At 61.8% G+C, this 21,977-nt stretch carries 19 protein-coding genes; 12 read left to right on the forward strand and 7 right to left on the reverse strand.

The window, feature by feature from the left end:
* Positions 1-32: 32 nt before the first annotated feature.
* The 6 genes from DWW03_RS11910 to DWW03_RS11935 form a co-directional block, all read right to left on the reverse strand.
* Positions 33-191, reverse strand: a complete 159-nt coding sequence (locus DWW03_RS11910) for a DUF4295 domain-containing protein (RefSeq protein WP_015547265.1) — start codon at positions 189-191, stop codon at positions 33-35.
* A gap of 12 nt (positions 192-203) precedes the next feature.
* Positions 204-386 carry a 50S ribosomal protein L33 gene (rpmG, locus tag DWW03_RS11915; protein ID WP_015547264.1) on the reverse strand — a complete coding sequence of 61 codons (183 nt, stop codon included), beginning with the start codon at positions 384-386 and terminating at the stop codon, positions 204-206.
* Between the two features lie 16 nt (positions 387-402).
* Entirely contained in the window at positions 403-636 is a 234-nt protein-coding gene (gene rpmB, locus DWW03_RS11920; RefSeq protein ID WP_022062508.1) for a 50S ribosomal protein L28, read from the reverse strand.
* Positions 637-832: 196 nt separating this feature from the next.
* A complete protein-coding gene (locus tag DWW03_RS11925; protein ID WP_022062509.1) occupies positions 833-2,074 on the reverse strand; it encodes a competence/damage-inducible protein A in 1,242 nt (413 codons plus the stop codon).
* Positions 2,075-2,082: 8 nt separating this feature from the next.
* Positions 2,083-3,264 (reverse strand): quinone-dependent dihydroorotate dehydrogenase, encoded by a 1,182-nt coding sequence (locus tag DWW03_RS11930; protein WP_118406795.1) that lies wholly within the window; start codon positions 3,262-3,264, stop codon positions 2,083-2,085.
* 114 nt (positions 3,265-3,378) lie between these two features.
* Positions 3,379-4,374 carry a 4-phosphoerythronate dehydrogenase gene (locus tag DWW03_RS11935; protein ID WP_015547260.1) on the reverse strand — a complete coding sequence of 332 codons (996 nt, stop codon included), beginning with the start codon at positions 4,372-4,374 and terminating at the stop codon, positions 3,379-3,381.
* A 92-nt stretch (positions 4,375-4,466) separates the two neighbouring features.
* Here DWW03_RS11935 and DWW03_RS11940 point away from each other — a divergent pair, with 92 nt between their 5' ends.
* The 4 genes from DWW03_RS11940 (at position 4,467) to DWW03_RS11955 (ending at position 9,102) form a co-directional block, all read left to right on the forward strand.
* Complete coding sequence (locus DWW03_RS11940; RefSeq protein WP_015547259.1) at positions 4,467-5,507, forward strand: agmatinase family protein; 1,041 nt, start codon at positions 4,467-4,469, stop codon at positions 5,505-5,507.
* 12 nt (positions 5,508-5,519) lie between these two features.
* Positions 5,520-6,917, forward strand: a complete 1,398-nt coding sequence (gene nhaA / locus DWW03_RS11945; protein WP_022062511.1) for a Na+/H+ antiporter NhaA — start codon at positions 5,520-5,522, stop codon at positions 6,915-6,917.
* 122 nt (positions 6,918-7,039) lie between these two features.
* Positions 7,040-7,747: an FKBP-type peptidyl-prolyl cis-trans isomerase N-terminal domain-containing protein gene (locus tag DWW03_RS11950; RefSeq protein ID WP_022062512.1), complete on the forward strand. Its 708-nt coding sequence runs from the start codon at positions 7,040-7,042 to the stop codon at positions 7,745-7,747.
* Between the two features lie 242 nt (positions 7,748-7,989).
* Positions 7,990-9,102: an FKBP-type peptidyl-prolyl cis-trans isomerase N-terminal domain-containing protein gene (locus DWW03_RS11955; protein ID WP_022062513.1), complete on the forward strand. Its 1,113-nt coding sequence runs from the start codon at positions 7,990-7,992 to the stop codon at positions 9,100-9,102.
* A gap of 120 nt (positions 9,103-9,222) precedes the next feature.
* Here DWW03_RS11955 and DWW03_RS11960 read toward each other — a convergent pair whose 3' ends face one another.
* A complete protein-coding gene (locus DWW03_RS11960) occupies positions 9,223-9,585 on the reverse strand; it encodes a DUF3127 domain-containing protein (RefSeq protein WP_015547255.1) in 363 nt (120 codons plus the stop codon).
* 352 nt (positions 9,586-9,937) lie between these two features.
* On the opposite strand from DWW03_RS11960, the gene DWW03_RS11965 reads away from it, so the two are divergent.
* The 8 genes from DWW03_RS11965 (at position 9,938) to DWW03_RS12000 (ending at position 21,927) form a co-directional block, all read left to right on the forward strand.
* Complete coding sequence (locus DWW03_RS11965) at positions 9,938-10,813, forward strand: endonuclease/exonuclease/phosphatase family protein (RefSeq protein ID WP_044054431.1); 876 nt, start codon at positions 9,938-9,940, stop codon at positions 10,811-10,813.
* A gap of 47 nt (positions 10,814-10,860) precedes the next feature.
* On the forward strand, positions 10,861-11,955 hold the full coding sequence (locus tag DWW03_RS11970; protein WP_022062515.1) for an SGNH/GDSL hydrolase family protein: 1,095 nt from the start codon (positions 10,861-10,863) through the stop codon (positions 11,953-11,955).
* A 99-nt stretch (positions 11,956-12,054) separates the two neighbouring features.
* Positions 12,055-12,645, forward strand: a complete 591-nt coding sequence (locus DWW03_RS11975) for an RNA polymerase sigma factor (RefSeq protein ID WP_022062516.1) — start codon at positions 12,055-12,057, stop codon at positions 12,643-12,645.
* Positions 12,642-13,625, forward strand: coding sequence for a FecR family protein (locus DWW03_RS11980; protein WP_015547251.1), 984 nt, complete (start codon positions 12,642-12,644; stop codon positions 13,623-13,625). The genes DWW03_RS11975 and DWW03_RS11980 overlap by 4 nt, the downstream gene beginning before the upstream one ends.
* Positions 13,626-13,726: 101 nt before the next feature.
* Positions 13,727-17,230 (forward strand): SusC/RagA family TonB-linked outer membrane protein, encoded by a 3,504-nt coding sequence (locus DWW03_RS11985; RefSeq protein WP_022062517.1) that lies wholly within the window; start codon positions 13,727-13,729, stop codon positions 17,228-17,230.
* 14 nt (positions 17,231-17,244) lie between these two features.
* Entirely contained in the window at positions 17,245-19,059 is a 1,815-nt protein-coding gene (locus tag DWW03_RS11990; RefSeq protein WP_022062518.1) for a RagB/SusD family nutrient uptake outer membrane protein, read from the forward strand.
* 15 nt (positions 19,060-19,074) lie between these two features.
* Positions 19,075-19,995 carry an endonuclease/exonuclease/phosphatase family protein gene (locus tag DWW03_RS11995; protein WP_015547250.1) on the forward strand — a complete coding sequence of 307 codons (921 nt, stop codon included), beginning with the start codon at positions 19,075-19,077 and terminating at the stop codon, positions 19,993-19,995.
* Positions 19,996-20,025: 30 nt separating this feature from the next.
* Positions 20,026-21,927, forward strand: coding sequence for a PKD domain-containing protein (locus tag DWW03_RS12000; RefSeq protein WP_118406796.1), 1,902 nt, complete (start codon positions 20,026-20,028; stop codon positions 21,925-21,927).
* Positions 21,928-21,977: the final 50 nt, after the last annotated feature.

Genomic DNA, 21,977 nt, shown 5'->3' on the forward strand with positions numbered 1-21,977 from the left:
CTTTGTATTTAAGAGTTCGACTCTTAAAATACTTATTTCTTCTCCTCGAAGAAAGCCTTTACCTGGTCGTTGGCGATGACGCCTTCCTTGAACATGTAGGAACCGGTCTTCTCCGACTTGACCATCTTGATGCACTTGGTGAACTGCTTACCCGTGCCGGTTTTCAGTGTTGCGACTACTTTCTTTGCCATAGAGCTTCTTTACTATTTGATTTCACGGTGAACGGTAACCCGCTTGAGGAACGGATTGTACTTCTTGCGCTCCAGACGGTCGGGGGTGTTTTTCTTGTTCTTGGTGGTGATGTAACGGGACATTCCCGCAACGCCGCTCTCTTTTTGTTCGGTGCACTCGAGGATGACCTGAACTCTGTTGCCTTTCTTTGCCATTTGTTACTCGTTGTTTTTAGTACACGCTTTTGGGTGCGGCAGCTTCGCGCAGAGCGGCTGCGAGCCCTTTCTTGTTGATTGTTTTCATGCCGGCTGCGGATACCTTCAGGGTAATCCAGCGACCCTCCTGCTCGGACCAGAAGCGCTTGGTTTTCAGATTGGGACTGAATTTGCGCTTGGTCTTGTGGTGCGAGTGCGAGACGTTATTTCCCACGATCGCCACCTTGCCTGTGATTTCGCAAACTTTCATTGTTTGATTATTTTTGGTTAAAACCCGATTAAGGGAGTGCAAATATACAACCTTTTCGGCAAATAGCAAAAGCGGCCGTCTTTTTTTTCGGCCGGAGTGCTTATTCGGCCCGCATTTGCGCCATTCTGCGGGGATCGTCAGCGGAGACCGCGCTCCGGGGGGGCATGACGGGCGGTTCGTTCGTGGCTGGAGGCGTTTAATTTCCGTTCAGGCAGTCGCGCAGCAGGCCGATGGCGAAGGCGCTGGCGCGGTCGATGATCTGTCCCCGGTCGGTTCCGCACTGTTTGAGGATTGCGACCGTCTCCCGGGGTGTCGCCACGGCGATCCACACCGTGCCGACGGGCTTTTCCGCCGAGCCGCCCGAAGGTCCTGCGATTCCGGTGGTGGCCACGCCGTAGTCGGCGCCAGCCGTGCGGCGGACACCCTCGGCCATCTGGCGGGCCACCTGTTCGCTCACGGCGCCGTAGCGGGCGATGTCCGCGGGGTCGACGTCCAGCAGTTCGGCTTTTGATTCGTTGCTGTACGACACCACGCCGCAGAGGAAATAGGCCGAAGCGCCGGGCATGGCCGTGAAGCGCGCGGCGATCGAGCCGCCCGTGCAGCTTTCGGCTGTGGCGAGCGTCAGGGAGCGTTCGGTGAGTATTTTGTGCACCACCTCCTGCATGGTGGCGGTTTCGAATCCGATGATGTTGTGGGGGATGATCCTGCGCAGGGCCTCGAACCGGCTCTCGATTTCGCGGGCGACGCTTTCGCCCTCCACCTCGTAGGCCGACAGGCGCAGGCGCACCGCGCCCGGATTGGGCAGGTAGGCCAGTTTCAGGTACGGGGGCAGGGCGTTTTCCCACGCTTCGATGCGCTTGGCGAGCATCGACTCGGGCAGTCCGGCGGTGATCATCGTGCGGTGGACGATCTGCCGCAGCGCGAAGCGGGTCTTCAGGCGGGGCATCACCTCGTCCTCCATCAGGTGCTCCATCTCGAACGGCACGCCCGGCAGCGAGACGACGACGTGCCCGTCGCGCTCGAACCACATGCCCGGGGCCGTGCCGTGGGCGTTGAACAGCACCGTGCAGCACGCGGGGACCATCGCCTGCGAACGGTTGAGTTCGTTGAACTCGATGCCGCGTTCGGCGAGCATTTTCTCAACGTGCCCGGCCACCCGTTCGTCGTAGCGCATGTCGCTGCGGAACATCTCCGCGAGGGTCTTTTTGGTGATGTCGTCCTTCGTGGGGCCGAGTCCTCCGGTGATGACGGTCACCTCCGAGCCGGCGAGGGCGCGCTCCGCGGTTTCGATGATTTGCGTGCGGTCGTCGCCGATCGAGATTTTCTCGCGGACCACGATGCCCGCCGCATTGAGGTGTTTGGCGATGGAGACCGAATTGGTGTCGACGATCTGCCCGATGAGTATTTCGTCGCCGATGGTGATGATGGTTGCCTTCATGTGTGGGGTTATTTTTGTCCGGACCCGGGGCGGCGTTCCTCTTCCGATTCGCCGTCGGATGCCTTCCCGGCGGTCCCGACGGCCTCCGGGGCGGATGCTTCGGGGTTTTCCCCGTTTTGCACGGACTCCCCGGCGGCGCGCATGGCGGCCGGCTTTTCGGCCGCGGCGATCAGTTCGCGGCACACCGCTTTGACCATTCCGGGACCGTTGTAGACGTATCCGGTGTAGAGTTGCACGAGGTCGGCCCCGGCGTCGAGCATCGCCCGCACGTCGCCGGCCGACATCAGTCCGCCGACCCCGATGATGGGGTAGGTTCCGCCCGAACGGGTGTGGACGCGGCGCACGATCTCCACGGCGCGGTGTGTGAGCGGTGCGCCGCTGAGACGTCCGCTGCCGATCTTTTCGAGCGTCGTACGGCTCGTGTGGAGTCCTCCGCGGCTGTGGGTTCCGTTGGTGGCCACGATCCCGTCGAGCGGCGTTTCGAGCAGCACGTCGGTGATCTGGTCGATCACCTCGTCCGACATGTCGGGCGAGATTTTGAGCATGATCGGCCGGAACTGGTTCTGCCCGCGCCGGAAGTCGAACAGCGGGTTGAGTATCTGAAGGATATGTTCGCGCGTGTGCGTCGTGCCTTCGCGGCAGGCGTTGTCGCAGCTGATGTTGACGGTGAAATAGTCCGCATACTGGTAGAGGCTGCGGAAGAGTTTGAGGTAGTCCGCCGGAGCGTTCTCGGCGGGGGTCGAGGTGTTCTTGCCGATGTTGCAGCCCACGATCACGCCGTCGTGCGGGCGCCGCAGGTGGCGAATGGTGGCTTCCAGTCCGCGGTTCGCCAGACCGATGCGGTTGATGATGGCATTGTCCTTCGGGAGGCGGAAGACCCGCGGCCGCGGGTTGCCCGCCTGCGGACGGGGCGTCACGGTCCCCACCTCGACGAATCCGAATCCCAGCGCGGCCAGTTCGCGGAACGCCTCGCCGTTGTGGTCGAATCCTGCGGCCAGCCCGATGGGGTTGGCGAAACGGATGCCGAACACCTCGCGTTCGAGCGCCGGATGCTCCACGGCGTAGCATTTGCGCAACAGCCAGCGGCCGCCGGGTATCAGCCCGATGATGCGCAGCAACAGCAGCACCGCGTGGTGGGCCTGCTCGATGGTAAGCGAGAAAAGTACGGGCTTTATGACTCTCCGGTACATGGTTCTTAACTGATAATCGCGGGCAAAGGTAATTAAAAAAGGGCGAATTCGCTAATAAAAAGCAGGTTTCGCCTTTTTCGGACGCCGGAGCGTGCGCAATCCGCGCCGTTCGTGCTAAAAATATTCGCGGCGGTAGGCGTAGTGGTCGCGCATGGATTCGAAATCCCCGGGCCGCTCCTTGAGGCTGCGGCTTTCGGACGCGATGTCGTACGCCCCGCCGATGGTCCGGCAAAGTTCCTGCCAGGAGATCGGCCGCCGGCGCGCCGGGGCGGCCTGTGGCGGATACCACCCTTCGAGCGGCAGGCCGAAACGGCGGGCCAGCGAGGCGACGGACATTGCCGTGGCGTTGGCCTTGCCCTGCTCGGAGTAGCCCGCGATGTGGGGTGTGGCGAGCAGCGCGTTTTCCAGCAGCGCCGGATCGAGGTGCGGTTCGTGCTCCCAGACGTCGAGCGCCCAGCCGAGACCGCTCCGGAGCAGGGCCTCGCCGTCGACCACCTCCCCGCGCGAGGAGTTTATGAGGATGGCGCCGGGTTTCATCAGGCCGAACAGCCGGCTGTCGGCCATGTGGCGCGTCGAAGCGTCGAGCGGCGTGTGGAAGGTGAGGATGTCGGCCTCGCGGGCCACCTCCTCCAGCGTCCGGAATCCGCACCGCTCGCGCTCCTCGCGCGGCGGGTCGCAGCAGACGACGCGGAATCCCCACCCTTCGGCATACGCTTTCACGAGCGATCCGACGTGTCCCACGCCCACGATTCCCAGCGTGCGCTCGGCGGGCTGCCAGCCCTGCGTGCGGGAGAGGTGGACGAGCGCCGCGCCGACCCATTGCAGTACGCCCCGGGCGTTGCAGCCCGCGGCCGTCGTGACTTCGATGCCGTGCGCCGCGCACCACGCCGTGTCGATGTGGTCGAAGCCGATGGTCGCCGTGGCGATCAGCTTTACGCGCGAATCCGCCAGTAGTTTTTCGTCGCACCGCGTGCGGGTGCGGATCACCAGCGCGTCGGCGTTGCGGACGTCGGCGGCCGAAATCGCCGTTCCGGGGAGGTATTCCACCTCGGCGAACGGCTCCAGAACGCCCCGCAGAAAGGGAATGGCGCTGTCGGCAATGATTTTCATGGTAACGGGTGTTTTTTTCGTTTTTCGTCTTTGAGCAAACAAATATAGGTAAAAAATAAAAAATGCGTACCTTTGCAATTCAAAAGCATGTTATGGAACAGAAAAACTTCGATCCGGACGGGGTCGGCGTGGACAACGGAACCTATTTCGGACTTCCGTTCGCTCCCGAAACGGCGGAACTGGTGCTGATCTCGGCGCCGTGGGACGTGACGGTCTCCTACGGGGCCGGAGCGGCTTATGCCCCCGACGCCATTATCGAAGCCTCGACGCAGCTGGATTTCCACGATCCGCTGGCTCCCGGCGTCTGGCGCCGCGGCATCGCCACGGCCGATGTGGACTATTCGCTGCTGGAGTCTTCGCAGCGTCTGCGGGCCGACGCCGCACGGGTGATCGACCACCTCGAAGGAGGCGGCTGCCTGGAGGACGACTATGTCGTGCGCAAGGTCCGCCGTGTCAACGAGGGGTGCATGTCGATGAACGCCAACGTCGGGGCGCAGGCTTCGCGCTGGCTCGATGCGGGCAAGACCGTGGGGCTGGTCGGCGGCGACCACTCGACGCCCTACGGGCTGATCCGGGCGCTGGGCGCGCGCCATGCGGCGTTCGGCATCCTGCACGTCGATGCGCACTGCGACCTGCGCGATGCCTACGAGGGGTTTGAGTTTTCCCACGCCTCGATCATGTTCAACGTCCTGCGCGACGTGCCGCAGGTGACGAAGATCGCCCAGGTCGCCGTGCGCGACTTCAGCGAGTCGGAGGCCGCGCTGGCCGCTTCGTCCGGGCGCATCGCCACGTTCGACGACCTTTCGCTCGCGGCCGCCCTTTTCCGCGGCGAGACGTGGGATGCGCAGTGCCGCCGCATCGTCGACGCGCTGCCGCAGGAGGTCTACGTGAGTTTCGACATCGACGCCTTGACCTTCGAAAACTGCCCTCACACCGGAACGCCGGTTTCCGGCGGCCTTACGTTCAACCAGGCCGTCTGGCTGCTCGATACGCTCACCCGCTCGGGACGCCGTATCATCGGTTTCGACGTGGTGGAGGTGTGCCCCGCGCCCGACGAGCGGATCGACGCCATCACGGGCGCCCGCATGCTCTGGAAACTCTGCGGGCAGACCCTCAAGTCAAACGAATCATAAAACGACCGATAGATGCGACTTTTTTCGATGTACCGCTGGGTTCGCCAGCGACACATGATGGGGCTTCGGGGCCGCAACTTCCTGGAAGCGCCCTGGGCCGGAGGCGTGGTGCTGCTGGTGTGCGTGATCGCCGCCATGCTGCTGGCCAATCTCCCCGCGACCAAACTCTATTACCACCACCTGCTGGAGACCGACCTTTCGCTGATGGTCCATTCCCCGGACGGTGTGATCGACTGGATCTTCCCGCGGGGCATGACCGTCGAGAAGTTCATCAACGACGGGCTGATGGTGATTTTCTTCTTTGCCGTGGGGCTTGAGATCAAGCGCGAGATCGTCTGCGGGCAGCTTTCGTCCGCGCGCCGGGCCATCCTTCCGGTGCTGGCCGCTGCGGGCGGCATGCTGGTCCCGGCGATTTTCTTCACGGCGTTCAACCACGGCACGATGGCCGCAAACGGCTGGGGAATCCCCACCGCCACGGACATCGCCTTCGCCATAGGCATCCTCTCGATGCTGGGCAACCGCGTCCCCGTGTCGCTCAAAATCTTCCTCACGGCGCTGGCCGTCGCCGACGACCTGGGGGCCATTCTGGTCATCGCGCTTTTCTATGGCGGCAAGGTGCAGATCACCTGCCTGCTGGTGGCGCTGGTCATCATGCTGGGGGTCTACTTTATGAAGCAGATGGGCGAGAAGCGCATGTTCTCCTATCTGGTCCCGGCCTTCGTGGTCTGGGGGCTGTTCTATTACTCGGGCGTCCACTCGACCATCTCGGGCGTGGCGATGGCGCTGCTGATCCCGATGGAGCCGCGTTACAGCAAGGAGTATTTCGCCCATAAGATGCGATGGCTCAATGCGCTGATGCTCCGCGCCGCCTCGCACGAGGACTTCCCCAACGAGGAGCAGCGGTTCTACCTGCGGCGCATGCACGACCTGTCGTCCAACTCGGTGGGCATGAGCTACCGTCTGGAGCACGGACTGGCGCCCTACGTCACGTTCCTGATCATGCCGGTCTTCGCGCTGGCCAACGCCGGCGTCGAGATCACGTCGCTCGAATACCTCAATATTTTCCACTATTCGCCCGAAATCGGATCAATCGGCATGGGCGTCTTCTTCGGTCTTGTCCTCGGCAAGCCGCTGGGCATCTTCCTTGCCAGCTGGGGAGCCGTGAGGACGGGTCTTGCGGAGCTGCCCGAGGGGGCGACGTGGCGCATGCTGCTGGCCGTGGCCTGCCTGGGCGGTATCGGGTTCACGATGTCGCTGTTCGTCGATTCGCTGGCCTTCACCGACCCCGATCTGGTCGACCGCGGCAAGATCGCGATCCTGATGGGTTCGCTGGCCGCCGCCGTCGTGGGGTGCCTGCTGATCTTGATCTTTTCGGGGAAAAACCGCCGGACCCGGCAGGGCGGGCGGTAGGCATCCGCCGCGCAGGCGGCGTTTGCCGGAAATGGCGTCCGGTCCGGACCCGTGCGGCCGGAACAGATTTATTTGCTTCTGCCGGCGCCTTGCACTATCTTTGCAAAAAAGATTCGATAATGATGAAAAAGACCTTCCCGATCCTCCCGGCCCTCGTGCTGCTGCTGGCCGGAGCCTGCTCGAAAAATTCGGGCGGAGGCGGCGTGAAACTCCGGAACGATACCGATTCGGTGGCCTACGTCATCGGCATGAACGTGGGCGCGAACCTGCTGAAAATGGATTCGACGATCAATGTGAACGCCGTTTGCGAAGGCATCCGCGATATGTTCCGCGGCAATCCCAGACTCTCGGCGGCCGATGCCGAGACGTTCTATCTGAGCTACGTGAACTACGCCCTTCCCGAGAAGGCACGCGCCTATGAGGAGCAGTTCCTCCTCGACATCGCCAAGTCGAACCGCTCCTATGCCCGCACGTCGTCGGGCGTGACCTACACCGTTACGGACGTCGGGGATCAGAATCAGGTTCCCACTTCCGAGCGCGACAGCGTGGCCCTGCGGTGGGTGATCCGCACGGCGGCGGGCGACGAGATCACCTCCTCCTACGAGCGGGGCGATACGGTGCGTTCGCTGGTCCGCAACCTGCGGCGCGGGGTGCAGGAGAGCGTGAAGCTCATCGGCAAGGGCGGCAAGATCAACGCCTGGATGCCTTCGTCGGCAGCCTACGGCGCCGAGGGCGACAAGGAACTGGGCGTGGCTCCCAATGCGACGCTCTATTTCGAGATCGAACTTGTCGACCTCGACAAGTATACGACCCGGTCGCGGCGGCGTTGACGGTCCGTCCGGCGCCGCCGGTTCCGCGGCCGGATCGTCCGGCCGCGGGGATTTCGCCAAAATAGTTGCTCGGAATCATTTCGTTAACAAAATTTTTATATCTTTGCGGGGAATAAGCCCGCGCTTTGATAGGCGGCGCCTCGGCAGAGCCGGATAAATTCGCCTCTGCTCCTGGTTTGCACTGTCTTTGCGCGTGCGACGGCGACAATATAAAGGAAACATCAAACATAGTGAAAACAACAATGAAAAAAATCTTTTTTGCTGCGGCGCTCGCGGGTGCCGCAATGCTCGCCTCCTGCGGAGGAAACAAGGGCGGGGTACAGCTGGGCAGTCTGTCCGAGTTCGACTCTCTGTCGTATTCGCTCGGAGCCAACATCGGCTATGGCATGAGCTACGAAATGAAGGATATTCCGTTCGATTTCAAGGCTGTGGACAAGGGTGTCCGGGAAGGCGCTCTGGGCAAGGCCACCCAGGAGCACGACAAGTCGCTCGATATGCTGCGCGAATATTTTATGACCAAGCGCGGCGAGCGTGCGCAGGCCGTGGCGCAGAAGCGTGCCGAGGCGGACAGCGTGCGCCTGGCCGGCGGCGACACGACCAAGGTGGAGTATCCCGCGGCCGATCCCGACATGTTCGAGAGCGAGGAGGAGCGTACCGAGATCTCCTATGCCTTCGGTAACGACATCGGTTACAACATCGCACAGAGCGGCATGCCCATTCAGCTGGTCTGGATCGGCGAGGCCATGCAGAACGTGCGCGACAACAACGCCAAGATGACCGAGGACGAGGTGAACCAGTACTTGCAGTACTACTTCATGGTGAAGCGTCCGGCCGAGAACGCCGAGGCTTCGAAGGCGTGGCTGGAGAAGACGGAGAAGAAGTCGGGCGTGAAGAAGACCGAGTCGGGCCTGCTCTATAAGGTTACCGACGCCGGCGACGCTTCGGTGATGCCCAAGGACCCGCGCGACGTGGTGAAGGTGCACTATACGGGCCGTACCCGCGAAGGCAAGGTGTTCGACACCTCGAAGTTCGCCAACCGTTCGAAGGAGCAGCAGGAGATGATCAAGAAGCAGCGTCCCGATGATTTCGACAAGGACGAACCCGTCGAGTTCCCGCTCAACCGTGTGATTCCCGGATGGACGGAAGGGTTGCAGCTGGTGGGCAAGGGCGGCAAGATCACGCTCTGGATTCCCGCCGACCTGGCTTACGGTGCGCGCGGCGCAGGCCGTGACATCGGTCCCAACGAGGCTCTGGAGTTCGAGGTCGAGCTGATCGACGTCACTCCCTACGTGGAGCCTGCTCCGGCCGATTCGACCGCAACGGCCGAGAAGCCCGAGGCTGCTCCCGCAAAATAGTCGGACCGCGGAAAATGAATCCGGATGTGCGCATGCGCATCCGGATTTTTTATAAATAGGCATCTAAAAAAACTCCGGCCTTCGAATCATCGAAGGCCGGAGTTTTTCGGTTGAGTCCGTTTAGAACGGCAGGTCGTCGACCTGTGCGGGCGCAGAGGCGTAGGAAGGCTCCTCGGCGATGGGCGGCATGTCGGGCATCGGGGCCGCCGCGGCCTCCTGTTTGGGTTGCAGACGCCATGCGCGGATGTCGGTGTACCAGCGGCCGTTGTATTCGCGCGACTCGATGTTGACCGAGACGTTGTAGGTCGAACCCTCTTTCAGACGGGCCACGTCTTCGGGCTTGTTGAAGAACGTAACGCAGATTTTGCGTGTGAAAGAGCCTTCGTTCATTTCGAAAACCACATCCTGACGCTGCCACTCACCGCGTGCCGACGTTCCCTTCGTCACGGGCAGTATTTTGTAAACGGTTCCTTCGAATTCCATAGTGTAAATAGGGTTTGTTTGCGGCAAAGGTAGCAATTTTCCGGGACATTCGGAGCCTTTCCCGCGGAAAAAACGCCTGACGTCCGAAGATCGGCGGATACGGCGTTTCTGTCCCGGAACCGCGGCGTGCACCCCGTTCCGGTCGGCTCCGTCGGAGGTTCGGCCCTTTCTTTTTGCTGCCTGTTACAGTGGTCTGCGGCCCGTAATCCGTATAAAAAAGCAGGGTCCGGTTTGCTTTTTTTGCTTTTTTTGAATTATCTTTGGTGCTGTAATGATATTTTTTATTTGTCGGAGCGTTCTGCCGGGCTGTCCGGTTTCGGCTGCGTCCGGCGTGTTGGCACCTTTGTCCATGATGAAAAAACTACTGCTTTTTGTTGCGCTTCTCGGCCTTGCGCTGCCCCTGCGGGCGCAGGACGACAAGGCGCTGGCCGCCGCCGCTGCGAAGGCCGACCTGAAACTGATGTCGTTCAACATCCGCTATTACAAGCCCGGCGCCGACGGCGACAACGGCTGGGTTGCGCGGCGCGCCGCCTGTCTGGAGATGATCCGTGCGGAATCGCCCGACGTCATCGGCTTCCAGGAGCCGCACCGGCCGCAGATCGACTATCTGAAGGTGAACCTCCCCGAATACGCCGAGGTCGACATGGGGCGCGACGCCGCGACCGACATCGAGAAGAAACCCGACGGCGGCGAGCATCTGATGATCATGTACCGCCGTTCGAAATACATCCTGCTCGACAGCGGGTTTTTCTGGATCAGCCCCACGCCCGAATGCCCTTCGCGGGGCTGGGACGCCATGTGCCGCCGCGTCACGGTGTGGGTGCAGCTCAAGGACCGGAAAACCGGAAAGGAGTTCTTCTATTTCGACACCCATTTCGATCATATCGGCAAGCAGGCCCGCGCCGAATCGGCCCGGATGATGGTCGCCCGGATGAAGCGGATCGCCGGTGAGAAGGCCGCCGTCTTTCTCTCGGGAGACCTGAATACGACCTACGACAACGCCCTGCTCGACCCGCTGAAGGCGTGGATGCAGTCGGCGCGCCATGCGGCCCCGGTGACCGACGAACTGCCGACGTTCAACGACTTCGGCAAGCGTTCGCTGTGGATCGACTTCATTTTCGCCCGCAACGCCCGTGCGCTGGCCTACCGGACCCTTGTCGATTCCGGGCGTTACGGCGTTCCGTTCCTCTCGGACCACAATCCCGTTTACGCGCTCTACAAACTCTGAATCCGCCGGACGGCCGACAAACCCGGATACAACCAAATTCCGATACCATGAAGAACCTTTCCCTCGTTTTCCGCAGCCTCGCGCTGCCCGTGCTGCTGCTGACGCTGAACGCCGCCGGTGCGCAGGAGAAGCAACCGCTCCGTTACGTCGATGCCGCGACGCTGACCGTCATCGGCAAGAGCATGCCCACTCCCAAACTGTTCCAGCGGGTCGACACCGCCCGTTACGAACTCTGGCAGCCCGTGAAGAACTACTCGGCCTTCTCCACCGGACTGGCCGTCGTTTTCCGCACCGACAGCCGGACGATCCGCGCCCGGTGGAAAACCGGCGGATACGGATTGGGCCACAACATGACCGCCATCGCCCGCAAGGGTCTCGATCTCTACATCGAGCGCGACGGGCAGTGGGTCTACGCCGGTTTCGGCTGGCCCAAGGGCGACAACCACGACAGCGCGCTGGTCGAGTATATGGACGAGGGCGAAAAGACCTGTCTGGTCTACCTGCCCCTGTGGGACGAGGTGCTTTCGCTGGAACTGGGCATCGACGGCGACAGCCGCATCGAGGCCGTTCCGAACCCCTTCCGCCACCGGATCGTGGTGCTCGGGTCGAGCATCACCCACGGCGCTTCGGCCGGGCGTCCCGGCATGACCTGGACGGCGCGGCTGGCCCGCCGGATGGGACTCGATTTCCTGAATCTCGGTTACAGCGGGCAATGCAAGCTGCAACCCGAATTCGCGCGGATGCTGGCCGAGATGGAGGCCGACGCCTTTGTTTTCGACGCCTTCTCCAACCCGAGTGCCGGGGAGATCGAGGAGCGGCTCGACGCCTTCGTGGCGACCGTCCGCAAGGCGCATCCCTCGACGCCGCTGATCTTCATCCAGACCGAGGTCCGCGAGACCGTGAATTTCAACCTCCAGGCGCGGAAATTCGAATCCGACAAGCGCGCCGCCGCCGAAGCGGGCATCCGGCGGCTGATGAAGGACGACCGGAACATCTACTTCATCGACTCCCGGGGGATGATCGGCACGGACCACCTCGGGACGGTCGACGGTTCGCACCCCTCCGACCAGGGTTTCATGTACATGACCCGCCATCTCGAACCGCAGCTGCGCAAGATTTTCCGGAAATACGGAATCCGCTGATCCGCAGACCGGCAGGGCCGCAGCTTTCGGGCTGCGGCTTTTTCGTTTTTTGGGGCAGGAGGTTGCAAATCTGAAATTAATGCTATCTTTGCTTCCGGTATGACCGAAGATTTCATTCAGGAAAACGAGGATCGGGAACTGTTCCGGCGGATCAAGCAGGGGAGCGAGGAGGCTTTCCGGGTGGTTTACGGGAAGTATCACCGGATACTCTATGCCGTGGCCCTGAAGATGCTGAAGGACCGTTCCGCGGCCGAGAACGCCGTGCAGCACGTCTTCGTGAAACTCTGGATCGGGCGGCAGGAGATGACCGTCATGCTGAGCCTGCGGAACTACCTCTACACGATGACCCGCAACTATATCCTCAATTACCTGCGCAGCCGCAATACCGAGCTGGTGCACAGCTACCGCCTGGCGCAGCTCGTCCCCGAGGCCTCGGACCCGCTCGACGCGCAGATCGAGCGCGAGGATCTTTTGCAGAAGCTCGATACGGTGATCGCGGGGCTTCCGACCCAGAAGCGGCAGGTCATGTACCTGCGCAAGGCGGGCTATTCGAATCCCGAGATCGCCGAAATGCTCAATCTTTCGGTCAACACCGTCCGTTCGCACTACCAGGAGGGCGTCAAACTCCTGAAGAGCCGTTTCGGCCATATCGTCCTGCTTATCTTCATCCTGCAAACTTTATTTTTATGAACAGACCTTCGGAAGAACTTTTGCATAAGACGCTCGAAAACCGCGCCACCGCCGCCGAGGCCGCTTCGGTCGCCGAGTGGCTCGCCACCGATTCGGGCCAGGCATGGGCCAGTCGCTACATCGGCCGCGACTTCGACCGGCAGGAGTCCTGCGGCGACTATGAGCGGGAGGAGGTCGCCTCGGAGCGCATCTTCGCGCGGATCAAAACCGCCCTCACGCGCGGCCGGCGGCGCCGCATTCTTTTTCGCGTCGCCGCCGTCGTGATTCCCGTCGCGCTGGTGCTGGGCGTCGCCCTGCGTCTCGACCGTCAGGTAGGGGGCATCTTTTCGGATGCGGAGTACGGCGAATTCGTCGTCGACCGGGGGCGGCGTACGCAGTGCCTGTTTCAGGACGGCACGGTCGCCCACCTCAATTCCGAGTCGAAAATCCACTATCCCGTGAAGTTCGGGCTTTTCGAGCGTCGCATCCGGCTCGAAGGCGAAGCCTACTTCGAGGTGACCCACAATCCCCGGCGGCCGTTCGTCGTGGAGTTCGAGGGCGGAGAGATCCAGGTGCTCGGCACGTCGTTCAACGTCAAGGCCTACCGCGACGATGACATCGTCGCCGTAACGCTCGACGAGGGGCGCGTGGTGCTCGACGACCGCCGCGGCGGTCGTTTCGAACTGTCGCCCTCCGAACAGCTGCTCTACGACCGGCGCTCGGGCGAGGGGCGGATCGTCCGCGGCGCCGACGCCATGCGTTATTCGATCTGGAAGGACGACGTGATCTCGTTCCGCGACACGCCCCTTGCAGAGGTGCTCGAAACCCTTTCGCGGTGGTACGACGTGCGCTTCGAAACCGACGGACAGCCCGATCGCCCCATATCCTACACCTTTGCGACCGACAATACGCTGCTGGATAATGTTTTGCGTGAAATGGAACTGATCTCTCCGGTGCGTTTCGAACGCACCAAAACAGAAATAAAGGTAAGTTTCAGATAAAAAAAAGAGTTTCGGCTCATCGTTTTTTCCCGTTTGCGTGTCTATTCTGTGAAAAGCGCGCAAACGGGCTTTTTAGTAAACAACTACCTAAACTAATCTGTATGAAACGAATCAGACTACTATTTCTGATGCTGCTTTGTGTAGCCGGGACGGCCCTGACGGCCCGGGCGCAGAAAGTGACGTTGAATTTCCGGAATGCCAAGCTCGAACAGGTGTTCGGGCGGATTACCGAGCAGACGGGCTACACGTTCTACTACGCGCGTCCGACGGTCAATCCCGACAAGGTCGTCAGCATCGCCGTCGCGGATGTCGACGTGCGTGCGGCGCTGAAACAGCTGCTGGCGGACGACAAGGTCGAAATCGAGATCCGCGACGGCAAGATTTACCTTTCCCCCCCCCGGCAGAGTGCCGCTGTGCCGCAATCCGTTAAGGGCGTCGTCCGGGATGCCGCGGGCCAGCCCGTTGTCGGGGCCGCGGTGATCGTCAAGGGAACCACCCGCGGCGTGAGTTCCGGGACCGACGGCTCGTTCTCGTTCGAGGGTCTGGCTGACGGCGCCGTGCTGCAAGTCTCGGCGCTGGGCTACGCCTCTGCCGAAATCCCGGTCGGCAACCGTTCGTTCGTCACCGTGGAGCTGAAGGAGGACGCCACGCTCGTCGACGAGGTGGTGGTCGTGGGCTACGGCACGCAGAAGAAGGCCAACCTGACGGGCGCCGTCGACCAGGTCTCCTCGGAACTTCTGGAGAACCGTCCCGTGGCCAACGTCACGCAGATGTTGCAGGGCGCCGTGCCCAACCTCAATATTTCGCTGGCCGACGGCAAGCCCAACCGCTCGGCGTCGTACAACATTCGCGGCAAGACGTCGATCGGCGCGGGCGGATCGGCTCTGGTGCTGATCGACGGCGTCGAGGGCGACCCCGCGATGCTCAACCCCAACGACATCGAGTCGGTCTCGGTGCTCAAGGACGCAGCTTCGGCCGCCATCTACGGTTCGCGCGCACCCTACGGCGTGGTGCTCATCACCACCAAGGACCCGGGCAAACTCACCGACAAGTTCACGATCAACTACACGGGCAACGTCTCCATCCAGCAGCCCACGGCCATTCCCGACGTCGTGGACGACGGTTACGTCTATTCGCGCCTCTTCTACGACGCATGGTACAACTACCGCTTCAACGAGCCGACGGGCTTCAACAACTCGCAGGACTTTTCGCGTGCGTGGCTCGACACCTTCCGCCAGCGCAAACTCGCGGGCAACAAGCTCGAAACGACGGTCGAACCCGACGGCAAGTATGTCTACTACGGCAATACGGACTACTACGACGCACTTTACAAGGATACGGTGATCGCCCAGACGCACAACATCTCGGTCAGCGGTTCGAACGGCAAGATCAGCCACTACCTTTCGGGGCGTCTGTACGACTACAACGGCCTGTTCAACTTCACGCCCGACACCTACCGCACGATGAACCTCCGTTCGAAGGTCTCCTCGCAGGTGTTCAAATGGCTGAAGATCAGCAATAACTTCGACTATACGCACGACCACTACCGTCAGCCGATGGGTTATTCGAAGGAGGGCGGAGGCGTGCTGTGGCGTTCGCTCAACGACCAGGGGCACCCTTCGTCGCCGATCTTCAATCCCGACGGTACGCTCACCAAGTCGGGCGCCTACGCCATCGGCGGCCTGGTGACGGGCAACAACTGGCTCGACCGCACGACCAAGACGCTCAAGAACACCACCACGCTCAACGTCACGATGCTGGAGAACCGCCTGCGCCTGACGGGCGACTTCTCGTTCCGCACCAAGGACTACACCGAGACCAAAAAGACCACGGCCATTCCTTACAGCGCCTACGAGGGCGAAATCGTCTACCTCGGCACGCCCGAGACCGACGACGTGATGAAGGAGTCGCTGCAACTGACGACCTATATCGCCACCAACGCCTACGCTGAGTTCGAGGACACCTTCGCCGAGAAACACTATTTCAAGGCGCTGGCCGGTTACAACTACGAGCAGCAGGACTACAAGTCGACCTACTCCGAGCGCAACGGTCTTCTGATGCCCGACGCCGACAACATCAACTTCGCGCTGGGCGACGTCATGTCGATCACCGCCGGCGGCAGCCGCTGGCGTTACGTGGGCGCTTTCTTCCGCTTCAATTACGCCTACGACGACCGCTACCTGCTCGAAGTCAACGGCCGCTACGACGGCTCGTCGAAATTTCCGAACAACTCCCAATGGGGCTTCTTCCCCTCGGCTTCGGCCGCCTGGCGCGTTTCGCAGGAGAAGTTCTGGGACGTCAGCCCCAAGGCCGTTTCGAACCTCAAGCTGCGCGCCTCGTACGGTGCGCTGGGCAACAGCAACGTCGATCCCTACACCTACCTCGAAACCTTCGGCCTGTCGACCTTCGGAACCGGTTCGGGCGACGCGGCCCGCTACCTCTTCGGTCAGGCCAAGCTGCGCTACACGAGCCTCCCGGGCCAGATTCCCGACAACATCGGCTGGGAGACCTCCAAAACCTTCGACGTGGGACTGGACGCCGGTTTCCTGAACGGACGGCTGAACCTCACGGCCGACTACTACATCCGCAAGACGGTGGACATGTACACCGTCGGCCCGACGCTTCCCGACACCTTCGGAGCGACGGCCCCCAAGGGAAACTACGCCGACATGAGCACCTACGGCTATGAAATCGCGTTGAGCTACAACGACTCGTTCAAGCTGGCGGGCAAGCCCTTCAATTTCGGGATCAAGGCGACGCTGGCCGACTATTATTCCATAATCGACCGCTATAACAACGCCTCGCGCAAGCTCTCCGATTACTACGAGGGGCAGCGTCTGGGCGAGATCTGGGGTTTCGTCTGCAACGGACTGTTCCAGTCGCAGGCCGAAATCGACGCGGCGTTCGGCGGCAAGGGCTACAAGAATGACATCATGCAGACCTCCGAGAAGTACATCACCTATCCGGGCGACATGCGCTTCGAGGACCTGAACGGTAACGACGCCATCGACCGCGGCAGCAGCACGGTCGACGATCCGGGCGACCGGAAGATCATCGGCAACTCCGAGCCGCGCTACCTCTACACCATTTCGCTCAATGCCGACTGGAACGGTTTCTTCCTCTCGGCGCTGTTCGACGGCGTGGGCAGACAGCAGTGGTTCCCCAGCGACGAGAGCCTTTTCTGGGGCATGTACAACCGTCCCTACAACCAGGTTCCGACGTGGCATCTGCAAAACTACTGGACCGAGGAGCGTCCGAACGCCTACCTGCCGCGCTACGTGGGCTACTACGGCCCGATGAACGCCAATACGGTCAACGTCAATACGCGCTACCTGCAGGACGTGTCGTACATCCGGCTGAAGAATCTTCAGTTCGGCTACGAGCTGCCCAAGCGGTGGATCTCGAAGATCGGTCTTTCGAAGGTCTCGGTCTACTTCTCGGGCGAGAACCTCTGGAGCTGGTCGCCGCTCTACCGCCACACGAAGGATTTCGACGTGACGGTGGCCAGCAAGAAATCCGACTCGGATATTTCCAACAGCAAGGGCGACGGACATAACTATCCCGTGATGCGCAGCTTCAGCTTCGGCATCTCGATCACCTATTAAACTGTTTACGTGCTATGAAAAGATCAACCTATATATGGAGTCTGCTCGTGGGCTGCGTTGCGTTCGCCACGTCGTGCGACTTGACGGAGAACGTGCAGGTGAAAGCCGACAAGTCGATGATCTTCGGATCGAAATCGGGTCTCGAACTCTACTCCAATTCGTTTTACAAGGCCCTGCCGACGCTCAAGAACGGCTTCATGCAGGACAAGATGTGCGACGTGGGGGCCGTCAGCAACACCGACACCTTCATCAAGCGGGGGGCCTACAACACCGAGACGGCGACCAGCTGGAGCTGGGGCGCGCTCAAGAACGTGAACTACTTCATCGACGGCTGCAATGATCCGAAATACTGCACCGTCGAAGCCGAAACGCGCGACAACTACCTGGGCATCGCCCGTTGGTTCCGTGCGTGGTTCTACTACGACAAGCTGACCACCTACGGCGAAGTTCCCTGGTTCCCCAACGACATCCAGTCCTACCAGAACGACGTGATGTACAAGGACCGCGACAGCCGCGACGTGATCATCCGCAACCTGATCGCCGACCTCGATTTCGCCTACGAGCACATCCAGGCCACCTCGTCGACCGGCAGCGCGACGCTCACGCGCTGGGCCGCCGCCGCGCTCAAGTCGCGCGTCTGCCTCTTCGAAGCGGCTTACCGCCGTTACCACAACCTCACGGGGCTTGAGATAACCCCCGAGGAGCTGTATCGCGAGGCCGCCAAGGCCGCCAAGCTGGTGATCGACAACAGCGGCTGCTCGCTCAACACCGCCGCGGGCAAGAAGGGCGCCTATCGCGACCTGTTTTACAGCGAGACGCCGCTGACGCAGGAGGTGATCCTCGCCGTCTGCGCCAACGAGAAATCCGGCATCTTCGGCGAGCAGAACTGGTGGTTCAACGCCCGCTCGTACGGACTGTGCTGGAGCCTCGTCCGCTCGTTCGTCCACACCTACCTCAAGCAGGACGGCACGCCCTTCACCGCCGCCGCCGACTACGCCGTGAAATCCTTCGCCGAGGAGATGGAGGGGCGCGACCTGCGCCTGGAGCAGACCGTGCGCGGCCGCAACTTCCTGTGGGACGGCAAGACGGCGGTCGCCGACATCAAAAACCTTTCGCTCACGGGCTACCAGGTGATCAAGTATACGCTCGACGAATCGAAGTACGACGGCGGTGCGAAGAACATCAACAGCATTCCGCTGATCCGCTATGCCGAGGTGCTGCTCAACTACGCCGAGGCGCAGGCCGAACTGGGGGTGATCACCGATTCCGAATGGGCGCTCACGGTCGGTGCGCTGCGTAAGCGCGCGGGTATCACGGGCGGCACGGAGACGCTGCCCACGACCGTCGACAGCTACCTGCAACGCACCTTTTATCCGGACGTGACCAGCCCCGTGCTGCTCGAAATCCGCCGCGAGCGGGCCATAGAACTCGTCGCCGAAGGCATGCGCTTCGACGACCTGCGCCGCTGGAAGTGCGGATCGCTGATGGAGACCCTGCCGTGGAGCGGCATTCACATCCCCGGGTTGGAGCAGCCCGTCGATGTCAACGGCGACGGCGTGAACGACTACTACTTCACCGAAGGCGAGGTTGCGTCGGCTCCGGCGGCCTACAAGAACATCGCCGTCCGCGTCAATCAGGACGGCGTGGGGCTTTATGCCGAGGCGAATCCCGTGTCGGGTTACGATCTGGTCTACAAGACCGGTGCGGGTGACCGCTACTGGTATCCCGACGGGCGCCAGTACCTCTATCCGATTCCCGCCAAGGTGATCCGCGATTACAGGAACGCGGGCTATACGATCTCGCAGAACCCCGAGTGGGACAACGAATAAATAAAAAGCAAGACCATGAGAATATTCCGTTATTTACTGACGTTTTCGTTGAGTTTCGCCTTCGTTTTCGCCGCCGGGTGCAGCGATCCGAAGCCCGATTACTCGGAATTCTACAAACCCCAGCCCGGTGACGAACCGGAGGAGCCGGTCAATCCCGGACTTGAGGACAATCAGCTGAGAGTCATGTCGTTCAATGTGCGTTACAGCTCGGGTGACGACGGTGCGAACAGTTGGGACAACCGCAAAAAGGCCGTTCCGGCGATGTTCGCCGACCAGCAGCCGACGGTGCTCGGCGTGCAGGAGGCGCGGCTCGACCAGAAGACCTACATGGACGAGAACTGCGCGGGCTACAAGAGTGTCGGCGTGGGCCGCACCGACGGCCAGAATGCCGGTGAGTTCATGGCCATCTACTACCTCGCCGATGCCGTGAAGCTCGAAAAGTGGGGGACCTTCTGGCTCTCCGACACCCCCGACGTCCCGTCGGTCGGCTGGGACGCCTCGACCTACCGCACGGCCACGTGGGCCTTGTTCACCCACTACAAGTCGGGCCGCAAGTTCTTCTACGTCAACACTCACATCGACCATGTGGGGCAGGTGGCGGCCCAGAAGTCGATGGAGCTGATCGAGGCGAAGATCCGGTCGCTCAACCCCGACAACCAGCCGACGGTGCTGACCGCCGACTTCAACAAGATGCTCGACAGCCCGATTTTCGACGGCGTGAAGAAGTTCATGGCCGACGCGCGCACGACCGCTCCCGTGACCGACAACAAGGCGTCGTTCAACAACTTCGGCGGGGCGACCAACTACCCGCGCATCGACCACATCTTCAGCTCGGGCTTCACGCCCCTGCGCTTCGCCACCGTCGACCAGCGTTACGAGAAGGTCCCCTACATTTCGGACCACTATCCCATCGCGGCCGTGTTAGAGTTCAAGTAATCCTGCAACCAAAGCTCAAAACCGATTGAAATGAAACGATTTATCTATATGCTGGCCGCTTTCGCCCTCATGGGGGCCGTCTCCTGCCAGCCGGACGAGGAAGTGGCGGTCCACGCCTCGTTCACCACCGACAAGGAGTCCTACGATGTGGGCGATCCGGTGGTGCTCACCAACACTTCGACGGCCGAAAACGCCCTGATCGCCATCTGCAAATGGGAGCTGGGCAAGGGCGTCGTCTCCTACGAAACCACCCCGGAGAACATCTCCTACGATCAGGCCGGAGAGTATGTCATCAAGCTGACCGTCACCTCCGACCGCGGGGCGAAGAAGTCGTCGTTCGAGAAGACCATTCGGGTCGTGGACAACAACATCCGGCCCGTGGCCGACTTCACGTGGTCGCCCGAGAAGGTCGTGGCGGGCGAACCGGTGCAGTTCACCGACTGTTCGACCGACGAGGACGGCGAGGTGGTGGCCTGGGAGTGGAAATTCGGAACCACGACCTCCGACAAGCAGAACCCCGAATTCACCTTCGCGGCGCAGGGGGCTACGGAGGTCTCGCTGACCGTGACCGACAACAAGAAAGGCAGGAACACCAAGACGGTGACCATCGACGTGGGCCGCGGCGCCATCAGCCTCGACCTGCTCTGGTCGTACCCCTACGACGACACGAAGGACGCCTATGTGTTCGGCACGTCGCCCGCGGTCAGCCCCGACGGCGAGTATGTCTATGTGACTTCGACGGGTTATTCGCTGGTCTGCTTCACGAAGGCCGGCGAGCGTCTCTGGGCCTTCGACATCGGCAAGGACGGTGCGTCGGCCGAGAACAACAGCGGTTCGATCAAGGTGCAGTCGCCGACGCCTTCGGTCGACGAGGACGGCACGGTCTACGCGCTGGCGGGCTTCAACGAGCCGAACAAGGGTGCGGGAGGCAGCGCGTTCTACGCCGTCAGCGGCGGCGCCGGGGGCGGCTCGCAGGTCTGGCATGTGAATACGGGCGTGAACACCAGCTTCCGGTTACTCTCGCCGGCCGTCACCGAGAAATATCTCTTCATTGTGGCGCGCAACGTGCCTTCGGGGCATCAGAATTTCCAGGTCTACGACAAATCGTCGGGCGACCTGGTGGACGAGCGACACGTCAACGGCGGCTCCTACGGCGGCGTGCTGCCGCTCAAAAACGGCATGGTGATCGCCGGTACGGGCGGCAGTCACGGCATGCGCGTCTTCTTCCCCGACGGCGCGGGCAAGTGGAAATTCTCCTGCGTGAAGTCGAACGGCCGCGAGCACAACTACGGCGGCAGCGGCAAGGATGCTACGTGCGAGGCGCCGAACGGCACGCAGCCTGCGTCGGGTCCCGGCGGCAAGGTCTACATCCTGTTCCAGAACCAGGGCGTGCGTGCGGACAAGAGTCTGGGCGGGGGTGTCGTCTACTGTTATGATCCGGCAAAGACCGTCTACGGGCAGACGCCCGAACCGGACTGGTACTGTCCCGTCAAGGGCGATTGCGCCCAGTCGGGCATGGGCGTGGCGCTGGGCGAGGACGGCACGGTCTACGCCGCGACGCAGAAGACCGGCAGCGTGGCGGCCCACGTCACGGCCATCTCCGCGCAGGGCGTGAAACGCTGGGAGCACGCCGCCGACGGCGACATCAACGGCGTTCCGGCCGTCGACGATCAGGGTTTCGTCTATTACAACGACCGGACTACGGGCAAACTGGTGAAACTCCGCCCGGAGGACGGCTCGCGCGTGGCGGAGATCAAGCTGGCCGACGAGCTGCGTTCGTCGCCGACGATCTCCTACGACGGCACGATCTACGTCAACGGCATGAAGGACGACAAGCCCACCGTCTTCGCGGTGAAGGGTGCGGCCGAGGGCTGCGCCGCGTCGTGGTCGCAGCAGGGAGGCAACCCATCCAAAACCGAGTATATGTACTGATCCGCTGAAAATCAGGGATGAGCGGGCCGCGTCACACGACGCGGCCCATT

Origin of the sequence: Alistipes sp. AF14-19, from assembly GCF_003461645.1 — a bacterium.
Classification (GTDB): domain Bacteria; phylum Bacteroidota; class Bacteroidia; order Bacteroidales; family Rikenellaceae; genus Alistipes; species Alistipes shahii.

What these genes read in the sequence shown, in the direction of transcription:
- DWW03_RS11910 (WP_015547265.1), bottom strand. Translation starts at nt 191, where the DNA reads ATGGCAAAGAAAGTAGTCGCAACACTGAAAACCGGCACGGGTAAGCAG.
- rpmG (WP_015547264.1), bottom strand. Translation starts at nt 386, where the DNA reads ATGGCAAAGAAAGGCAACAGAGTTCAGGTCATCCTCGAGTGCACCGAA.
- rpmB (WP_022062508.1), bottom strand. Translation starts at nt 636, where the DNA reads ATGAAAGTTTGCGAAATCACAGGCAAGGTGGCGATCGTGGGAAATAAC.
- DWW03_RS11925 (WP_022062509.1), bottom strand. Translation starts at nt 2,074, where the DNA reads ATGAAGGCAACCATCATCACCATCGGCGACGAAATACTCATCGGGCAG.
- DWW03_RS11930 (WP_118406795.1), bottom strand. Translation starts at nt 3,264, where the DNA reads ATGTACCGGAGAGTCATAAAGCCCGTACTTTTCTCGCTTACCATCGAG.
- DWW03_RS11935 (WP_015547260.1), bottom strand. Translation starts at nt 4,374, where the DNA reads ATGAAAATCATTGCCGACAGCGCCATTCCCTTTCTGCGGGGCGTTCTG.
- DWW03_RS11940 (WP_015547259.1), top strand. Translation starts at nt 4,467, where the DNA reads ATGGAACAGAAAAACTTCGATCCGGACGGGGTCGGCGTGGACAACGGA.
- nhaA (WP_022062511.1), top strand. Translation starts at nt 5,520, where the DNA reads ATGCGACTTTTTTCGATGTACCGCTGGGTTCGCCAGCGACACATGATG.
- DWW03_RS11950 (WP_022062512.1), top strand. Translation starts at nt 7,040, where the DNA reads ATGAAAAAGACCTTCCCGATCCTCCCGGCCCTCGTGCTGCTGCTGGCC.
- DWW03_RS11955 (WP_022062513.1), top strand. Translation starts at nt 7,990, where the DNA reads ATGAAAAAAATCTTTTTTGCTGCGGCGCTCGCGGGTGCCGCAATGCTC.
- DWW03_RS11960 (WP_015547255.1), bottom strand. Translation starts at nt 9,585, where the DNA reads ATGGAATTCGAAGGAACCGTTTACAAAATACTGCCCGTGACGAAGGGA.
- DWW03_RS11965 (WP_044054431.1), top strand. Translation starts at nt 9,938, where the DNA reads ATGAAAAAACTACTGCTTTTTGTTGCGCTTCTCGGCCTTGCGCTGCCC.
- DWW03_RS11970 (WP_022062515.1), top strand. Translation starts at nt 10,861, where the DNA reads ATGAAGAACCTTTCCCTCGTTTTCCGCAGCCTCGCGCTGCCCGTGCTG.
- DWW03_RS11975 (WP_022062516.1), top strand. Translation starts at nt 12,055, where the DNA reads ATGACCGAAGATTTCATTCAGGAAAACGAGGATCGGGAACTGTTCCGG.
- DWW03_RS11980 (WP_015547251.1), top strand. Translation starts at nt 12,642, where the DNA reads ATGAACAGACCTTCGGAAGAACTTTTGCATAAGACGCTCGAAAACCGC.
- DWW03_RS11985 (WP_022062517.1), top strand. Translation starts at nt 13,727, where the DNA reads ATGAAACGAATCAGACTACTATTTCTGATGCTGCTTTGTGTAGCCGGG.
- DWW03_RS11990 (WP_022062518.1), top strand. Translation starts at nt 17,245, where the DNA reads ATGAAAAGATCAACCTATATATGGAGTCTGCTCGTGGGCTGCGTTGCG.
- DWW03_RS11995 (WP_015547250.1), top strand. Translation starts at nt 19,075, where the DNA reads ATGAGAATATTCCGTTATTTACTGACGTTTTCGTTGAGTTTCGCCTTC.
- DWW03_RS12000 (WP_118406796.1), top strand. Translation starts at nt 20,026, where the DNA reads ATGAAACGATTTATCTATATGCTGGCCGCTTTCGCCCTCATGGGGGCC.